General features: G+C 70.6%; 19 protein-coding genes. 15 read left to right on the top strand and 4 right to left on the bottom strand.

The genetic code is table 11. The features are described 5' to 3' along the window. Position 1 precedes the first annotated feature (1 nt). Positions 2 to 955 carry a 2,3,4,5-tetrahydropyridine-2,6-dicarboxylate N-succinyltransferase gene (gene dapD / locus QNA09_RS06050; protein WP_010592461.1) on the bottom strand — a complete coding sequence of 318 codons (954 nt, stop codon included), beginning with the start codon at positions 953 to 955 and terminating at the stop codon, positions 2 to 4. 73 nt (positions 956 to 1,028) lie between these two features. On the opposite strand from dapD, the gene dapE reads away from it, so the two are divergent. The 10 genes from dapE to QNA09_RS06100 all read left to right on the top strand — a co-directional run bounded on the left by dapE (position 1,029) and on the right by QNA09_RS06100 (position 9,662). Continuing rightward, complete coding sequence (gene dapE, locus QNA09_RS06055; RefSeq protein ID WP_017680204.1) at positions 1,029 to 2,105, top strand: succinyl-diaminopimelate desuccinylase; 1,077 nt, start codon at positions 1,029 to 1,031, stop codon at positions 2,103 to 2,105. A gap of 56 nt (positions 2,106 to 2,161) precedes the next feature. Beyond that, a complete protein-coding gene (locus QNA09_RS06060) occupies positions 2,162 to 2,968 on the top strand; it encodes a TIGR00730 family Rossman fold protein (RefSeq protein ID WP_010592459.1) in 807 nt (268 codons plus the stop codon). Beyond that, positions 2,962 to 3,549 (top strand): TIGR00730 family Rossman fold protein, encoded by a 588-nt coding sequence (locus QNA09_RS06065; protein ID WP_010592458.1) that lies wholly within the window; start codon positions 2,962 to 2,964, stop codon positions 3,547 to 3,549. Before QNA09_RS06060 ends, QNA09_RS06065 begins: the two co-directional genes overlap by 7 nt. 69 nt (positions 3,550 to 3,618) lie before the next feature. Then, entirely contained in the window at positions 3,619 to 5,391 is a 1,773-nt protein-coding gene (locus QNA09_RS06070; RefSeq protein ID WP_010592457.1) for a long-chain-acyl-CoA synthetase, read from the top strand. Between the two features lie 119 nt (positions 5,392 to 5,510). Continuing rightward, entirely contained in the window at positions 5,511 to 6,392 is an 882-nt protein-coding gene (gene folP, locus QNA09_RS06075; protein WP_010592456.1) for a dihydropteroate synthase, read from the top strand. Then, positions 6,389 to 7,330, top strand: a complete 942-nt coding sequence (locus tag QNA09_RS06080) for a glucosyl-3-phosphoglycerate synthase (protein WP_010592455.1) — start codon at positions 6,389 to 6,391, stop codon at positions 7,328 to 7,330. The genes folP and QNA09_RS06080 overlap by 4 nt, the downstream gene beginning before the upstream one ends. 38 nt (positions 7,331 to 7,368) lie before the next feature. Next, a complete protein-coding gene (locus QNA09_RS06085; protein WP_010592454.1) occupies positions 7,369 to 7,821 on the top strand; it encodes a DivIVA domain-containing protein in 453 nt (150 codons plus the stop codon). Next, entirely contained in the window at positions 7,814 to 8,437 is a 624-nt protein-coding gene (locus tag QNA09_RS06090; protein ID WP_010592453.1) for a DNA-3-methyladenine glycosylase I, read from the top strand. The genes QNA09_RS06085 and QNA09_RS06090 overlap by 8 nt, the downstream gene beginning before the upstream one ends. 96 nt (positions 8,438 to 8,533) lie before the next feature. Beyond that, positions 8,534 to 8,701, top strand: a complete 168-nt coding sequence (locus QNA09_RS06095; RefSeq protein WP_003936084.1) for a DUF3117 domain-containing protein — start codon at positions 8,534 to 8,536, stop codon at positions 8,699 to 8,701. Positions 8,702 to 8,813: 112 nt separating this feature from the next. Continuing rightward, the gene (locus QNA09_RS06100) at positions 8,814 to 9,662 is read left to right on the top strand and encodes a putative RNA methyltransferase (RefSeq protein ID WP_203011536.1); all 849 of its coding nucleotides are present in this window, start codon (positions 8,814 to 8,816) and stop codon (positions 9,660 to 9,662) included. A 48-nt stretch (positions 9,663 to 9,710) separates the two neighbouring features. Here the strand turns inward: QNA09_RS06100 and glgA are convergent, their stop codons facing one another. After that, positions 9,711 to 10,886 (bottom strand): glycogen synthase, encoded by a 1,176-nt coding sequence (glgA, locus tag QNA09_RS06105; protein WP_072786282.1) that lies wholly within the window; start codon positions 10,884 to 10,886, stop codon positions 9,711 to 9,713. A gap of 86 nt (positions 10,887 to 10,972) precedes the next feature. On the opposite strand from glgA, the gene glgC reads away from it, so the two are divergent. Then, a complete protein-coding gene (glgC, locus tag QNA09_RS06110) occupies positions 10,973 to 12,187 on the top strand; it encodes a glucose-1-phosphate adenylyltransferase (RefSeq protein ID WP_010592450.1) in 1,215 nt (404 codons plus the stop codon). A 61-nt stretch (positions 12,188 to 12,248) separates the two neighbouring features. On the opposite strand, the gene QNA09_RS06115 is transcribed toward glgC, so the two are convergent. Next, complete coding sequence (locus tag QNA09_RS06115; protein WP_010592449.1) at positions 12,249 to 12,878, bottom strand: O-methyltransferase; 630 nt, start codon at positions 12,876 to 12,878, stop codon at positions 12,249 to 12,251. Positions 12,879 to 13,130: 252 nt separating this feature from the next. Here QNA09_RS06115 and sigE point away from each other — a divergent pair, with 252 nt between their 5' ends. The 4 genes from sigE (at position 13,131) to tatB (ending at position 16,329) form a co-directional block, all read left to right on the top strand. Next, complete coding sequence (gene sigE, locus QNA09_RS06120; protein WP_010592448.1) at positions 13,131 to 13,757, top strand: RNA polymerase sigma factor SigE; 627 nt, start codon at positions 13,131 to 13,133, stop codon at positions 13,755 to 13,757. Positions 13,758 to 13,773: 16 nt separating this feature from the next. Then, positions 13,774 to 14,127 (top strand): zf-HC2 domain-containing protein, encoded by a 354-nt coding sequence (locus QNA09_RS06125; protein ID WP_010592447.1) that lies wholly within the window; start codon positions 13,774 to 13,776, stop codon positions 14,125 to 14,127. Positions 14,128 to 14,412: 285 nt separating this feature from the next. Beyond that, positions 14,413 to 15,864, top strand: a complete 1,452-nt coding sequence (locus QNA09_RS06130; RefSeq protein WP_017680198.1) for a S1C family serine protease — start codon at positions 14,413 to 14,415, stop codon at positions 15,862 to 15,864. Between the two features lie 84 nt (positions 15,865 to 15,948). Beyond that, complete coding sequence (gene tatB, locus QNA09_RS06135; RefSeq protein WP_010592445.1) at positions 15,949 to 16,329, top strand: Sec-independent protein translocase protein TatB; 381 nt, start codon at positions 15,949 to 15,951, stop codon at positions 16,327 to 16,329. A gap of 76 nt (positions 16,330 to 16,405) precedes the next feature. On the opposite strand, the gene QNA09_RS06140 is transcribed toward tatB, so the two are convergent. After that, on the bottom strand, positions 16,406 to 17,539 hold the full coding sequence (locus QNA09_RS06140) for an Mrp/NBP35 family ATP-binding protein (protein ID WP_203011537.1): 1,134 nt from the start codon (positions 17,537 to 17,539) through the stop codon (positions 16,406 to 16,408). Positions 17,540 to 17,558: the final 19 nt, after the last annotated feature.

Below are 17,558 nucleotides of genomic sequence, written 5' to 3' on the forward strand. Positions count from 1 at the left end.
CTCAGTCGTTGGCGTGCAGCGCCGCATTCAGTTCGACGCCGGTGCCCTTGGTGGGGACCACCTCGACGGCGCCGCTGACCGAGTTGCGGCGCAGCATCAGGTTGGAACGGCCGTTGAGGTCCTTGGCCTTGACGACGGTGCCGTCGGGACCGGTGACCTTGGTGCCGGCGGTGACGTACAGGCCGGCCTCGACGATGCAGTCGTCGCCGAGGGAGATGCCCACACCGGCATTGGCGCCGAGCAGGCATCGCTTGCCGATGGAGATGACCTCCTTGCCGCCGCCGGACAGGGTGCCCATGATCGACGCACCCCCACCGATGTCGGAGCCGTCGTCGACGACGACCCCGGCGGAGATGCGGCCCTCGACCATCGAGTTGCCGAGGGTGCCCGCGTTGAAGTTGACGAAGCCCTCGTGCATGACGGTGGTGCCGGAAGCGAGGTGCGCGCCGAGACGGACACGGTCGGCGTCGGCGATGCGCACCCCGGACGGCACGACGTAGTCGACCATGCGGGGGAACTTGTCGACGCCGTACACGGCCACGGGCCCCCGGATACGCAGGCGCGAACGCACCAGTTCGAAGTTGTCCACGGCGCACGGGCCGTAGTTGGTCCACACGACATTGGCGAGCAGGCCGAACACACCGTCGAGGTTGGTGCCGTGCGGCCGGACGAGGCGGTGCGACAGCAGGTGCAGCCGCAGGTAGGCATCGTGGGTGTCGGCCGGCGGCCGGGACAGGTCGGCGATCGTGGTGCGGACCGCGACCTGCTCGACCTCCCGCGCCTCGTCGGGGCCGACGAGCAGCGCGAAGTCGGAGGGAATGTCCGTGCCCTCGAGCCGGGACGTGCCCGTTTCGGTGAATTCGCCGAGCTCGGGGGCCGGGTACCAGGTGTCGAGAACGGTGCCGTCCGCCGCGATGTTGGCGATGCCTACTGCTGATGCTCCCTGTGCACTCACGGTCGAGAAGCGTACGCGAGGCGTCGTCGTTCTCGCGGACGGCCTGGTAAATCGCCCCACGTATTGTTCTTGCATGTCTGCACCGCACCTGGACCTGCATGCCGATCCGATCGAGCTGACCGCTGCCCTGGTGGACATCCCCAGTGTCTCCCGGGACGAGGCGGTGATCGCCGAGTCCGTCGAACAGGCGCTGCGCACCCAGACCACCGGTTTCGAGATCGTCCGCAGTGGTAACGCGGTTCTCGCCCGCACCCGCCTCGGGCGGCCGAGCCGGGTGTTGCTGGCCGGTCACCTCGACACCGTGCCCATCGCGGACAACGTGCCGTCGCGGCGCGCGGGGGAGTTGCTGTACGGGTGCGGCACGGCCGACATGAAGTCGGGCGACGCGGTGTTCCTGCACCTGGCCGCCACGATCGCCGAGCCGGCGCACGATCTGACCCTGGTGTTCTACGACTGCGAGGAGATCGCCGCGGTGCACAACGGTCTCGGCCGCATCGAACGGGACCTGCGCGACTGGCTGGACGCGGACGTGGCGATCCTCGGCGAACCGACGGCCGGCCAGATCGAGGCGGGCTGCCAGGGCACCCTGCGGGTGCGGATCGCGGCGAGCGGGGTGCGGGCGCATTCGGCGCGGTCCTGGCTGGGAGACAACGCGATCCACCGGCTGGCCCCGGTGCTCGGGCGGCTCGCGGCCTACGAACCGCGCTCGGTGGACATCGACGGCTGCGTCTACCGCGAGGGTCTGTCCGCGGTGCGGATCGCCGGCGGTGTCGCCGGCAACGTGGTGCCCGACGCCGCGGACCTCGACGTCAACTTCCGGTTCGCGCCCGACCGCACGGTCGAGCAGGCGCTCGCGCACGTGCGAGAGGTGTTCGACGGTCTCGACGTCACCCTCGAGCTCACCGACAGTTCGCCCGGCGCGCTGCCCGGCCTGGCCCACCCCACCGCGGCGGACCTCGTCGCCGCGGCCGGCGGCCGGTTCCGGGCCAAGTACGGGTGGACGGACGTCGCGCGGTTCGCCGCGCTGGGGATCCCGGCGGTCAACTACGGTCCCGGCGATCCGAACCTCGCGCACACCCGGGACGAGCACGTGCCCGTGGGACAGATCACCGAGGTCGCCGACACGCTGCGCAGGTACCTCGCCGGCTGACGCGCACAGCGTCGGATGCGGCAGGCGCGGTGTGCCGCATCCCCTAATCTGAGCGCATGGCGCGCGACACCGACCCCGGATCCCGCGACCGTGCGAGTGCCGACGTGGTGCACCGCGGTCCCGTCCAGCTGCGCCGTGACCGGGCGGCCGAGACCACGACGATGGACCAGCGGCTCCTCGATCGCCGGGGTCCGTCGGACTGGGTGCACACCGATCCGTGGCGGGTGCTGCGCATCCAGAGCGAGTTCGTCGAGGGCTTCGGGGCGCTGGCCGAGGTGCCGCGCGCGGTGGCGGTGTTCGGGTCGGCCCGCACCCCCGTCGACCACCCCGAGTACGTCACCGGACGCGCCCTCGGGGCCGCCTTGGCGGCGGCCGGCTATGCGGTGGTCACCGGTGGGGGGCCGGGGGCGATGGAGGCCGCCAACCGCGGTGCGAGCGAGTCGGGGGGATTCTCGATCGGCCTCGGCATCGAACTGCCGTTCGAGCAGGCCCTCAACGAGTGGGTCGACCTCGGACTGAACTTCCGCTACTTCTTCGCCCGCAAGACGATGTTCGTGAAGTACTCCCAGGCATTCGTCTGTCTGCCCGGCGGATTCGGAACCCTCGACGAGCTGTTCGAGGCGCTCACGCTGGTCCAGACCCGCAAGATCACCAGGTTTCCCATCGTGCTGCTCGGCACCCACTACTGGGCGGGGCTGGTCGAGTGGATCCGGCAGTCGATGATCGGCGAGGGGCGGATCTCGCCGGGCGACCTCGACCTGCTGTATCTGACCGACAGTGTCGAGGAGGCGGTGCAGATCGTGGTCGATGCCCATCGCGGTCAGGACGAGTCGGCGCTGTACGGGGAGGGCGGGTCGTGGTGAGCGGGTTCGATCCGGTCGAGGGCGTCGGCGGCGAGCGCGCGGTCGAGGCGCGGGCGGTGTGCGTCTATTGTGCCTCCGGTCCCGTCGGGGACTCCTACCTCGAGCTGGCGGCGGCGGTGGGGACCGCCATCGGACGACGCGGCTGGCAGCTGGTCTCCGGCGGCGGCAACGTGTCGATGATGGGCGCGCTGGCGGAGGCCACCCGGGCCGCGGGCGGGCACACCGTCGGCGTGATCCCCAAGGCGCTGGTGCACCGTGAGGTCGCCGACGTCGACGCCGACGAGCTGATCGTCACCGACACGATGCGCCAGCGGAAGCAGGTGATGGAGGAGCGGGCCGACGCGTTCGTCGCGCTGCCCGGCGGGATCGGCACCCTCGAGGAACTGTTCGAGACGTGGACGGCCGGCTACCTGGGCATGCACACCAAGCCGGTGGTGCTGCTCGATCCGGTGGGGCACTACCGGGGACTGCTGGACTGGCTCGAGTCGATGGTGCCGACCGGCTTCGTCAATCGTCGCGCCCTCGACGACCTGCAGCTCACCGAGGACGTCGAGGACGCGCTCGACCGGTGCGCCGGGTGAGGGGCTTCCGCAACGCGCCGCGGTTGCTTACTCTGCAGTAAGTTGTTGTCCACCGCCACGAAGGATGCCATGCCCGAGTCCGGTTCGACCATCTCCCTGGTGGGTCTCGCCACCCAGCTTCCGCGAATGCTGCCCGACGTACCGAGCCTGCTGCGCGGCGCGGCGGGCCTGACCCGGCGTCCGGAGGCGCGCGAGTCGATCGGGTCGGTGTTCCAACGCCTGGCCGAGCGGAACCCGGACCGGCCGTTCCTGCGCTTCGAGGGCGACGCCCTCAGCTACGGCGACGCCAATGCGCAGGTCAACCGCTACGCGGCCGTCCTCACCGCGCAGGGTGTGCGCACTGGCGACGTCGTCGCCGTGTTGATGAAGAACCGCCCGGAGGCGTTGCTCGTCGCGCTCGCCACGGTCAAGCTCGGTGCCGCGGCCGGCATGCTCAATCACCATCAGCGCGGGGAGGTCCTCGCGCACAGCCTCGACCTGCTCGACAGCCGGGTCCTCGTGGTCGGCGAGGAGTGCGAGGAGGCCCTGGAATCCCTCGACGGGCCGCCACCGGCCGGAAAGGTGCTGCGCGTCGGCGAACTCGACGACCTCGCCGTCGCCGCCGACTCCGCGAACCCCGCCGTCACCGAGCGCCTGCAGGCGAAGGAGACCGCCTTCTTCATCTTCACCTCGGGCACCACGGGCATGCCCAAGGCCAGCCGGATGACCCACTACCGCTGGCTGAAGTCCATGTCCGGCCTGGGCAGCCTCGGTGTCCGGCTGCGCCGCGACGACACCCTGTACTGCTGCCTGCCGCTGTACCACAACAACGCGCTCACCGTGTCGCTGTCGTCGGTGCTCGCAGCCGGGGCCACGTTCGCGCTCGGCCGCAAGTTCTCCGCCACCGGCTTCTGGGCCGACGCGAAACGCAACGACGCGACGGCGTTCGTCTACATCGGCGAGATCTGTCGCTACCTGCTGAACCAGCCGCCGTCGCCCGACGACCGCGATCACGGCATCCGGTTGATGGTCGGCAACGGACTGCGCGCCGAGATCTGGACCGAGTTCACCGAGCGGTTCGGCATCGCCCGCGTCGCCGAGTTCTACGGTGCGAGCGAGTGCAACATCGCGTTCGTCAACGCCCTGAACCAGCCGCGCACCGCGGGAATCTGCCCACTGCCGTATGCCGTGGTCGACTACGACCACGAGACCGGCAAGGCGCTGCGGGGACCGGACGGCCGGCTGCGCCGGGTCGGGCGCGGCGAGGTGGGCCTGCTGCTGGCGAAGGTCACCGACCGCGCCCCGTTCGACGGTTACACCGATCCGGACGCGAGCGAGTCCAAGCTGGTCCGCGACGGCTTCGAGGACGGCGACACCTGGTTCGACACCGGCGATCTCGTCCGCAGTCAGGGCTTCATGCACGTCGCGTTCGTCGACCGTCTCGGTGACACCTTCCGGTGGAAGGGCGAGAACGTCGCCACCACGGAGGTCGAGGCGGCCGTGTCGGCGAGCGAGTCGATCTCGCAGGCGGTGGTCTACGGGGTCGAGATCCCCGGCACCGACGGCCGGGCCGGGATGGCCGCGGTCACGCTCCACGAGGGCGCCGAGTTCGACGGGGCCGCAGTCGCGGCGCAGCTGTACCGGGCGCTGCCGTCGTACGCGGTGCCGCTGTTCGTCCGGATCGTCGACGAACTCGAGCACACCTCGACGTTCAAGAGCCGCAAGGTGGACCTGCGCAAGCAGGGCTACACCGACACCGGTGAGGATCCGGTGTACGTGCTCACCGGACCGGACGAGGGCTACCGGCCCGCATACGACGGCTACGTCGAGTCCGTCGCCGGTGGCGAGCTGCCGGCGGGCTGAGTTCCGTCGCCGCACCTGCGATTCGCGCGGGCGTCCGGAATCCGCCCACGCCGTGCGGAGGGCGGATTCCGGTTCACCGCTCGGATTCGGCCGCCCGGCGTGCATGCCAGGATGGATCCATGACCGCTTCCGTCACCGTCTCGCCGACCCTCTGCGGCCGCCCGGTCGCCACCGACCGGGCCCTGGTGATGGCAATCGTCAACCGCACCCCGGACTCCTTCTACGACCGGGGTGCGACCTTCACCGACGAGGCCGCGATGGCCGCCGTGGACCGGGCCGTGGCCGAGGGTGCGGACCTCGTCGACATCGGTGGCGTGAAGGCCGGCCCCGGTGAGGTGGTCGACGCAGCAGAGGAGACGCGACGGGTGGTGCCGTTCGTCGCGGCGATCCGGGCCCGGCACCCCCGGCTGCTCGTCAGCGTCGACACCTGGCGCAGCGACGTCGCGCGACGCGCGCTCGCCGAGGGCGCGGATCTGATCAACGACACGTGGGCGGGTGCCGACCCGGAACTGGTGTCCGTCGCCGCCGAACTCGGCGCGGGCATCGTCTGCTCGCACACCGGGGGTGCGGTCCCGCGCACCCGGCCGCACCGCGTGCGCTACACCGACGTCGTCGCCGAGGTGACCCGGGAGATCGTCGCCGCGGCCGAGCGGGCCGCGAAGGCCGGAGTGCCCGGCGACTCCATCCTCATCGATCCGACGCACGATTTCGGCAAGAACACCTTCCACGGCCTCGAGTTGTTGCGGCACGTGGACGTTCTCGTAAATACCGGGTGGCCGGTGCTCATGGCGCTGAGCAACAAGGACTTCATCGGGGAGACTCTGGGGGTGGAACTCGCCGACCGGTTGGAGGGCACATTGGCAGCGACAGCACTTGCGGCCGCAGCAGGCGCGCGGATGTTCCGGGTGCACGAGGTGGCGGCGACCCGGCGCGTGGTGGACATGGTGGCGGCCGTCGCCGGAACCCGGCCCCCGGCGCGCACCGTCAGGGGGCTGGCATGAGCACGGCGGTGACAGGGCCGTCGGCCGGGGCGTTCACCCGGCCCTGGGCCGAGGCGAACAGCTGGGACGAGCCCGGCTGGAGCATTTCCGAACTGGAACGCGCCAAACGCGGCCGGACCGTATCGGTGGTGCTGCCGGCGCTCGACGAGGAGGCGACCGTCGCGGGGGTGGTGGACACCATCCATCCGCTCCTCGGCGGGTTGGTGGACGAGCTGATCGTTCTGGACTCGGGGTCCACCGACCGCACGGCGGAGCGAGCCCGCAGTGCCGGTGCGCGGGTGCTCTCGCGGGAGGAGGCGGTCCCGGGCCTCGCCCCGGTGCCCGGCAAGGGCGAGGTGCTGTGGCGGTCCGTCGCGGCCACCACCGGTGACCTCATCGCGTTCGTCGATTCGGATCTGCTCGAGCCCGACCCGGCGTTCGTCCCGAAGCTGCTCGGGCCACTGCTCACCGGCGACGGCATCCACCTGGTCAAGGGCTATTACCGTCGCCCGCTCCGGGTCAGCGGCGCCGAGGAGGCCAACGGCGGCGGACGGGTCACCGAACTGGTGGCGCGGCCCCTGCTCGCGGCGCTGCGACCGGAGCTGACATGCGTGCTGCAGCCCCTGGGCGGTGAGTACGCCGGGACCCGGGAACTGCTGTCGGCGGTGCCGTTCGCGCCCGGGTACGGCGTCGAGATCGGGCTGCTGCTCGACACCTACGACCGGCTCGGTATCGACGCGATCGCCCAGGTCAACCTCGGTGTGCGCAAGCATCGGAACCGGCCGCTGGGGGAGCTGGGGGTGATGAGCCGGCAGATCGTCGGCACCATGCTGGCCCGTTGCGGGATCCCCGACTCGGGAGCGGGCCTGACCCAGTTCCTGGTGGACGGCGACGGGTTCGTCCCCGTCACCACGGAGGTCAGCCTGGTGGACCGGCCCCCGGTCGTCACCGTCACCTGACACCCCGTCGTGTCGGGGGGCCGTGCCAAGATCGGTACATGCTGACGGTTCTGCTCTACCTGCTCGTCGTGGTGGTCGTCGGCGCGGTGCTGTTCCTCGTGGCGAGCGCGGTGTTCGGTCGGGGGGAGACCCTGGCGCCGATCCCGCCGGGCGCCACGGCGACGGCGCTTCCGGTCACCGACGTGACCGGCGCGGACGTCCGCGAGCTGCGTTTCCAGCAGGTGCTGCGGGGCTACAAGACCGCCGAGGTGGACTGGGCGCTCGACCGGCTCGCGCACGAGATCGACGATCTGCGGGCCCGGCTCGCCGAGTACGAGAACACCGGATACGACAACACCGAGTTCGAGAACACCGAGTACGAGAACACCGAATACGACAACACCGGTGGGGTCACTCCGGGCGGCGACGAGGCGGACAGCGGCCGGACCGGGGCATCCGTCGCGGCGGAGGCCGCGCCGGACCGTCGGACAGGGGGGAGTGACGATGGGTGAGGATCGGGTGCGGTGCCCGTGGGCGGTGGATCCGCCGGGGTCCACGCTGTACCGGGACTACCACGACGAGGAGTGGGGCCGCGAGTTGCACGGGCGCGACGAGTTGTTCGAGCGCCTGGCCCTCGAGGCGTTCCAGTCGGGGTTGTCGTGGCTGACGATCCTGCGGAAGCGGGAGGCATTCCGATCGGCGTTCGCGGGTTTCGACGTCGACGTGGTCGCCGGCTACACCGCCGCGGACGTCGACCGCCTGCTCGGCGACGCCGGCATCGTCCGGAACCGGCGCAAGATCGAGGCGGTGATCGGCAACGCCCGGGCGGTGCTCGACCTACGGGAGACGGACCTCGACACGTTGCTGTGGTCGTTCGCGCCGGCGCGGCGCGCCCGGCGTCTCCGCTCGGTGGCGGAGGTACCGGCGGTGACCCCGGAGTCCACGGCGATGGCCCGGGAACTGAAGCGGCGCGGCTTCGCGTTCGTCGGTCCTACCACGGCGTATGCGCTCATGCAGGCCACCGGGATGGTCGACGACCATCTCGCCGAGTGCTGGGTCGATACGGACGTTCGATCAGGTTCCGGCGACATTAGGGCGGAGTCAGCTACCCGGCGGTCGGCCGGATAGGGAAGAATGATGTCGCGAGCCTCGTCGATTTCCGGCGAGGCCCCCACGGTAACCCACGCGCGCAAGAGTCGAGCGCAGATTTGGAGGGAGCAGAGGATGGCGGCCATGAAGCCCCGGACCGGGGACGGTCCCCTCGAAGCAACCAAAGAGGGACGAGGAATCGTCATGAGGGTTCCACTCGAGGGTGGCGGACGTCTGGTCGTCGAACTCACGCCGGAGGAAGCTGCAGCGCTCGGCGAAGAGCTCAAGGGCGTCACCAGCTAGGTGTCGGCAGCCGGCGACGATTCGCCGGTTCCCCCGGGCCCCGCGCGCCACGGTGCGCGGGGCCCGTTGCTGTTCGTACTCCGGTGCTCTGTGTTTCTCGGAAGGACTGCCCGTGCTCGATGCGGTGACCGACCTGCTCGCCTGCCCCCAGTGCGAGCGTGGGCTCGACCTCGACGAGGGCGTCCTGCTGTGCGAGGCCGGGCACAGCTTCGACGTCGCGCGACAGGGCTATGTCAGCCTCCTGACCGGGGCCGCGACGCGATTCACCGGCGACACCGCCGAGATGATCGCCGCGCGCGCGGACTTCCTCGACGCCGGACACTTCGATCCGCTGCTCGGCGCCGTCGCCCGGGCCTGTGCCGAGCACCCCGCCGGCGACGACGGTGCCCGCGTTCTCGAAGTGGGTGCGGGCACCGGAAGGTACCTTGCAGCGGTGCTCGACGCGCTGCCGGACAGCCGCGGCGTCGGGCTCGACGTGTCCAAACCCGCGGTCCGGCGCATCGCCCGCAGCCACCCCCGCGTCGGGGCCGTGCTCGCCGACGTGTGGCGGCAACTACCGATCCGCAGCGGCGTCCTCACCCACGTGCTGTCCGTCTTCGCGCCCCGCAACGCCGCCGAGACGCATCGCGTTCTCGCCCCCGGCGGTGTGCTCGTCGTCGCGGCTCCCACCCCGGCGCACCTGCGCGAGCTGGTGACGCTGCCGGGGATGGTCCAGGTGGACGAACGCAAGACCGAGCGGCTCGGGGCGGCGTTGTCCGGCGGGTTCGAGCGGGTCGACCGCGCCGACGTGCAGTTCACCCTGCAACTCGACCGTCCGGCACTGGGCCGGCTGGCCGGGATGGGACCGTCGGGGCACCACCTGACCGGCGAACGGCTGGCCGAACTGGTCGGGGGACTGCCGGAGCCGTTCCCGGTGACGGCCTCGGTGACCGTCACCGTGTGGGCACGGCGCTCGGACTGATCCGGCCCTCCGTCCCGCGCTCAGTGCCGCGTGGCGGCGACCTCCTGCTCAGTGCCGCGTGGCGGCGACCTCCTGGTAGACCGCGAGTGTCTGCCGCGCAATCTGTGCCCAGGAGAACTCCGCGATGGCCCGCGCCCGCCCGGCCCGGCCCATCTCGGCAGCGAGCACTGCGTCCCCGGCAACCTCGTCGATCGCCGCCGCCAGCGCCTGCTCGTACGCTCGCGGCTCGTAGGAGTTGTAGTGCACCAGCCGGCCGGTGACCCCGTCCTCGACGACCTCGGGGATGCCCCCGACGTCCGATGCGACGACCGCGGTCTCGCAGGCCATCGCCTCGAGATTGACGATTCCCAGCGGTTCGTACACCGAAGGGCATACGAAAACTCTTGCTGCCGAGAGGATTTCGCGGACGGACTCGGTGGGCAGCATTTCCCGGACCCAGAAGACGTTGCCGCGCCGGCGTTCGAGTTCGGCCACGGCCTGCTCGGTTTCGGCGGCGATCTCCGGGGTGTCCGGGGCCCCGGCGCACAGCACCAGCTGGATCCCGGGATCGACGTCGTGGGCGGCGGCGATCAGGTGCCCGACACCCTTCTGGCGCGTGATGCGCCCGACGAACGCGACGATCGGCCGATCGGGGTCGACTCCGATCTTCTCCAGCGCGGACGGCTCTCCCGGTTCGGCCGGGCCCGGATGCCACACGCCGGTGTCGATGCCGTTGCGCACGACATGCACGCGCGCCGGGTCGACGAACGGATACGCGTCCAGCACGTCGAGTCGCATCCCGGCACTGACCGCGACGACCGCGTCCGCGTGCTCGACCGCGTTGCGTTCGGACCACGACGAGATGCGGTAGCCCCCGCCCAGCTGCTCGGCCTTCCACGGTCTGCGCGGTTCGAGCGAATGGGCCGTCAGCACGTGCGGCACGTCGTACAGCTCGGCGGCGAGGTGCCCCGCCAGGCCGGTGTACCAGGTGTGCGAGTGGACGACGTCGGCGCTGCCGGCGGCGTGCGCCATCCGCAGCTCGGCCGACAGCGTCGTCAGCGCCGGGTTGGCGCCTGCCAGGGCGGGATCGGGGCCGTGGACGAAGACGCCCTCCCGGGGCGCTCCCATGCAGTGCACGTCGACTTCGCACAGCCGGCGCAACTGCGCAACCAGTTCGGTGACGTGCACGCCGGCACCACCGTAGACCTCCGGCGGGTACTCCCGCGTCATCATTGCCACCCGCACCGGATCAAACTATCCGGCGCGTGACGTTCCGGCCACCGATGGGCTCTTCGCTGGCGGTGGCGGGGGGTGGCGGATAGGTTGACTGTGTGAGGAGCCAGCCCCATGTGCTTGGAATCGTGCTCGCCGGCGGCGAGGGCAAACGCCTGTATCCGCTGACGGCGGACCGCGCGAAACCGGCGGTACCGTTCGGCGGTGCCTATCGACTGATCGACTTCGTGCTCAGCAACCTGGTCAACGCCGGGTTCCTGCGGATCTGCGTGCTGACGCAGTACAAGTCGCACTCGCTGGACCGGCACATCTCCCAGACCTGGCGGCTGTCGGGTTTCACCGGCGAGTACATCACCCCGGTACCGGCGCAGCAGCGGCTCGGCCCGCGCTGGTATACCGGCAGCGCCGACGCCATCCTCCAGTCGCTCAACCTCGTCTACGACGAGGATCCGGAGTACATCGTGGTGTTCGGCGCCGACCACGTCTACCGGATGGACCCGGAGCAGATGGTGCGCCAGCACATCGAGTCCGGCGCAGGGGTGACCGTCGCCGGTATCCGGGTGCCGCGCAGCGAGGCGTTCGCGTTCGGCTGCATCGACAGCGACGAGCAGGGGCGCATCACCCAGTTCCTGGAGAAGCCCGCCCACCCGCCCGGCACCCCGGACGATCCCAACGTCACCTTCGCCTCGATGGGCAACTACGTCTTCACCACCAAGGTGCTGGTCGAGGCGTTGCGGGCGGACTCGGAGAACCCGGACTCCGACCACGACATGGGCGGCGACATCATCCCCGCCCTCGTCGCCCAGGGCGCCGCCCACGTCTACGACTTCAACGACAACGTCGTGCCCGGCGCCACCGAACGCGACCGTGGATACTGGCGCGACGTGGGTACCCTCGACGCGTTCTACGACGCGCACATGGACCTGGTGTCAGTGCATCCGATCTTCAACCTCTACAACCGGCGCTGGCCCATCCGCGGTGCCTCCGAGATGTGGCCGCCGGCGAAGTTCGTCCAGGGTGGTCTCGCGCAGGAGTCGATCGTCGGATCGGGCAGCATCCTGTCCGCCGCCACCGTCCGCAACTCGGTGCTCAGTTCCAATGTCATGGTCGAGGACGGCGCCACCGTGGAGGGCAGCGTCCTGATGCCGGGGGTGCGCATCGGCAAGGGCGCGGTCGTGCGGCGTGCGATCCTCGACAAGAACGTCGTCGTCGGCGACGGCGAGATCATCGGCGTCGACCTCGAACGCGACCGGCAGCGCTTCGCCGTCAGCAGCGGCGGCGTCGTCGCCATCGGTAAGGGCGTGTGGATCTGACCGTGTGAATCCGACCGTGTGAATCCGACCACGGGGATCCGACCGGGGCCCGCGCCGGGGCTCAGAGTTTGGCGGCGCAGAGCAGCCCGTCGCCCACCGGCAGCAACACCGGAGCGAGACGCTCGTCGGTCACCACCGCCCGGGTGGCCTCCCGGACGGCCAGGACGACGGAGTCGCGTTCGGCCGGATCGGCCACCCGGCCGCAGAGCAGCGCATGGTGCAGCACGATGGCCCCGCCCGGACGCAGCAGCCGGACCCCTTCCCGGACGTAGTGCGGGTGATCGGCGGGGGTGGCGTCGACGAACACCAGGTCGTACGCGGAGTCGGCCAGCCGGGGCAGCACGTCCAGCGCGCGCCCGTTGATCAGGCGGGTGCGCGAGGCCGTGACCCCGGCCTCCCGGAACGCGGTCTTGGCGGCGCGCTGATGTTCGGGCTCGCTGTCGATGGTGGTCAGGACACCGTCCTCGCGCAGGCCCCGCAGCAACCACAGCCCGCTGACGCCGGCACCGGTGCCCACCTCGACGACCGTCCGGGCGTCGAGCATGCGGGTGAACATCGCGAGAGCCGCACCCACCGCTGCCGGGATCGGCTCGGCCCCGAGATCGAGGGCACGCTCGCGCGCCGTGGCGAGGTTGTCGTCCTCTGTGACGTTCTCGACGTGAGCCAGTATCCGTTCGGCATTCGTGTGCACCCCAGTGAGGTTATCGTCGCCGGGGTCCGGTCGCAGGCAGGCGCGCACGGCGACAGGATTCTCAGGCGATGCTCAGGTTGCTCATATCGGCACCACATCACCGTGCGTGAAGGTGTAGGTACCACAACAGACCGCACCGACAGGCGCTCGCGGGCCCGGGAACAAACCCGGCGTACACGGTGTTGGACCACGACACCCGACATCCGACACTCGCGATCACGCGGTCCCGAAGAGGAGGATCCAGCGATCCACATGGCCGATTCCCCCCAGCTCCCCAGCCCCGACGTCGAGCCCACGGCCGACGTCGAGCTCACCGGCACGGCAGTGTTCGACGCCACCGGTGACCGTGCGGTGATGCCGTCGTGGGACGAGCTGGTGCGCGAGCACGGCGACCGGGTGTACCGGCTCGCCTACCGCTTGTCCGGGAACGCGCAGGACGCCGAGGATCTCACCCAGGACACCTTCATCCGGGTCTTCCGCTCGTTGCAGAACTACCAGCCGGGCACCTTCGAGGGCTGGCTGCACCGCATCACCACGAACCTTTTCCTCGACATGGTCCGGCGCCGCAACCGCATCCGCATGGAGGCGCTGCCCGAGGACTACGACCGCGTGCCCTCCGCGGGCCCCGATCCCGAGCAGATCTACCACGACGCCCGGCTCGGCGCCGACCTGCAGTCCGCGCTGGACTCGCTGGCGCCGGACTATCGTGCTGCTGTGGTCCTGTGTGACATCGAAGGTCTGTCCTACGAGGAAATCGGTGCCACACTGGGAGTCAAGCTCGGCACGGTGCGCAGCCGCATCCATCGCGGACGGCAGGCGCTGCGTGAGCACCTGCGCGAGCATGGGAAGGTCGAAGTCGGTCGAGTCGATGCGGGGTAGCCGCCAGGAGGGTTTCATGACGAGGGCACACCCGACCCGCCGGTTCGGTTCCACGGAGCACCTGGCGAGTGAGGCTGTGGCAGCGTACGTGGACGGCGAACTGCGGATGAATGCGTATCTCCGCGCGGCCGAGCATCTGGCCGTGTGCCCGGAGTGCGCCGCGGAGGTCGAGGCACAGCAGCAGGCCCGTCGCGCGTTGCGCGACGCCGCCCGGATGGCTCCGCCCCCGATGTCGAGTACTCTCCTGGGCGCTCTCGCCGACATCCCGCAGCATCATCGGAACCTGCCCGCGTCCGGTTTCCAGGGCATGCCGGCGACCGACCGGTTCGGGTCGGCCGCGCGACGCTGGCCGATCCGCTGGCGCCGTTGACGGTGCCCGAACCCGTGTGCGGTGATCAGTCCGGGACGTCCGGTGGCAGTGCCGTCGGTGATACGAGTCGCTGGTGATACGGGTGGCTTCGGTGACGGCGGGCCCATCGGTGATACTGGGTCCATCGGTGATACTGGGTCCATCGGTGATACTGGGCACCGTGACTGACGGACACGGGGGAGACGGGCACGCGTGACAGCGGAATCAGTAGAGTCCGAGCGTCGGGCCGGGGAGTCCGAGCGTCGGGCCGGCTCTCCGGAGACGGACGGTGCCGCCGCGCCTGAGGTGTCCCGCCGTGCCGATGCATCCCGTCTGCAGCCCCGCCCGGTCTACCGCCCGGCCGTCGACGATGCCGCCAACCGCGTCTTCGGCCGTCCGGCCGGCACGACCGGCCCGTTCGGGCGGTCCGCCGAAGAACGCGCCGCCGAGCCGCCGGTCCGTCACGGTGCGCCCACCGATCCGGTGCTGGCCGAGGCGTTCGGCCGACCCGCGGACACCTCCGAGATCCTGCAACGGCCCCCCGTCGACCCGGACGCCGAGGCCGATGCGGACGGTCCCGAGCCGGACCCGTGGCGCGACCCCGCCACGAACGTGCGCCTGGGCGCGCCCGCACAGTCCCACGACGAGCAGCCGCTGCCGCCCGCCCCGAAGCTCACGCTGCGGGAGGTCCTCTTCGGCGGCCGGATCGAGACCCGCGCCCTCGCCACGCTCGCCGCGGTCGCGCTGACCATCGGCATGGTCGGCGGCCTCGTCGTCGCGCTCGTCACGTCCGACACCGGATCCCTCACCAGCCGTAGCGTGACGCTGGCCCAGGTGGACCAGGACGGCGACCTGCCGTCCGGGCAGGTGGCCCGCGTCGCCGATGCGGTGCTGCCCGCGGTGGTCTCGATCCAGGTGACCCTCGGCGAGGAGGCCGGTACCGGGTCCGGTGTCGTCATCGACGGCGCCGGATACATCGTCACCAACAACCACGTCGTCTCGATGGCCGCCACGGCACCGGACGCCAAGATCCAGGTCACGTTCAACGACGGCACGAAGGTGCCTGCCGAGATCGTCGGCCGGGACATCAAGACCGATCTGGCGGTGCTCTCGGTCGACGCGGACAACCTCACGGTCGCCGAACTCGGCCGTTCGGAGGACGTGCAGGTGGGGGAGGACGTGATCGCCGTCGGTTCCCCGCTCGGACTGAGCAAGACCGTCACCCGCGGCATCGTCAGCGCACTCAACCGCCCGATGCGCCTGGGCGGGCAGGGCACCGACACCGATGCCGTGATCGACGCCGTGCAGACGGACGCCTCCATCAACCCCGGCAACTCCGGCGGCCCGCTCGTCGATGCCGAGGGCCGCGTCATCGGCATCAACTCGGCCATCAAGACCGAGACGGGTGGTTCCGTCGGTCTCGGGTTTGCCATCCCGATCGACGACGTCACCGCCGTCGCCCAGGAACTGATCCGCACCGGCGAGATGCGCCACCCGGAGATCGGCGTCAACACCCGTAGCGTGGCCAACGACGTCGCCAGCGGCGCCGAGGTCGCCAACGTGCAGCAGGGCAGCCCTGCGCAGCAGGCGGGCATCGTCGAGGGCGACGTCATCGTCAAGGTCGGGGACCGCGAGGTGACCAGCGCGGACGAACTGGTCGTCGCCGTGCATGCCCAGGAGATCGGCAAGCCGGTCACGGTGCAGCTGGTACGTGCGGGACGCCTGGTCGACGTGCAGGTGACCCCGATGTCCGACTGACCGTCCGCTGCCGCTTCGCTGGGAATCCGCTGTGACCTGGGTCCTCCGGGCTGCGAACCCCGCGTCACCACGTACCCTGGAACGGTGTTCGGCAATATCGGTTGGGGCGAATTCATGGTCCTGCTCGTCGCGGCGCTCGTGGTCCTCGGCCCCGAGCGGCTGCCCGGTGCGGTGTCCTGGGTGACCAGGTCGCTGCGGCAGGTCCGCGACTACGCATCCGGCGCGAAGGAGCAGCTGAAGGAGGAGCTCGGCCCCGAGTTCGACGACCTGCGGCAACCCCTGTCCGAACTGAACCAGCTCCGTGGCATGACGCCGAAGGCGGTCATCACCAAGCACTTGCTGGACGGCGACGACTCCCTACTCACCGGCGACTTCGACAAGCCCGGCACCAAGCCGGTGAGCAAGCCCGTCCCGCCGCCGTTGACAGCGGGAGAAAAGCCCCCCATCGACTCCGACGCGACCTAGACCTAGGCCGCTGCGCGGCCGGTGTGTCCTTTGGGCGGTCAGGACAGCCCAAAGGACACACCGGCGCCGCAGGCGCCTAGAGGTGACGGGTGGTGTCGATCCCCAGCGACATGCCGGCCAGGCCGCGGCGACGCACGGCGAGCTTCTCGGCGATCTCGCGCAGCGCCGTGCCTGCGGGCGAGTCGGGGGCACTGAGAACGATCGGGGTTCCGGCGTCGCCGGCCTCGCGGATCGCCGGATCGAGCGGGATCTGACCCAGCAGCGGGACGGTCGCGCCGACGGCGCGGGTGAGCCGCTCGGAGACGGCCTGACCGCCACCCGTGCCGAACACGTCCATCCGGGTGCCGTCGGGCAGCTCGAGCCACGACATGTTCTCCACGACGCCGACGATGCGCTGGCGGGTCTGCAGGGCGATGGAGCCGGCCCGCTCGGCGACTTCGGCGGCCGCCTGCTGCGGAGTGGTGACCACGAGGATCTCGGCGCCGGGGATCAACTGCGCGACGGAAATCGCGACGTCGCCCGTGCCGGGCGGCAGGTCGAGCAGCAGCACGTCCAGATCGCCCCAGAACACGTCGGCGAGGAACTGCTGCAGCGCGCGGTGCAGCATCGGTCCCCGCCAGACCACGGGCGTGTTGCCCTGGGTGAACTGGGCGATGGAGATCATCTTCACGTCGTGCGCGATCGGCGGCATGATCATCCGCTCCACCTGGGTGGGCTTGGCGTCGGTGCCGAGCATGCGCGGAATGGAGTGGCCGTAGATGTCGGCGTCCAGCACACCCACGGACAGGCCCCGTGCGGCCATGGCGGTGGCGAGGTTGACCGTGACGGAGGACTTGCCGACCCCGCCCTTGCCGGAGGCCACCGCGTAGACGCGGGTGAGCGAGCCGGGCTGGGCGAACGGGATGACCGGCTCGGTGGAGTCGCCGCGCAACGACTTGCGCAGCTCGGTGCGCTGCTCGTCGTTCATGACGTCGAGTTCGACGCGGACCGCGGAGACACCGGCGACGTCGGCCACAGCCTTGGTGACCCGGTCGGTGATCTCGGTGCGCAGCGGACAGCCGGCGGTGGTCAGGTAGATGCCGACGTCGACGCTGCCGTCGCCGCCGATCTCGATGCTCTTGACCATGCCGAGTTCGGTGATCGGCTTACGGATCTCGGGATCCTGAACCCGCGCCAGGGCGCTGCGGACGTCGGACTCGCTGACTGCCATGGCATCAATCGTAGGTGGC

It is taken from the genome of Rhodococcus sp. AH-ZY2 (genome assembly GCF_030916465.1).
GTDB lineage: Bacteria > Actinomycetota > Actinomycetes > Mycobacteriales > Mycobacteriaceae > Rhodococcus > Rhodococcus ruber.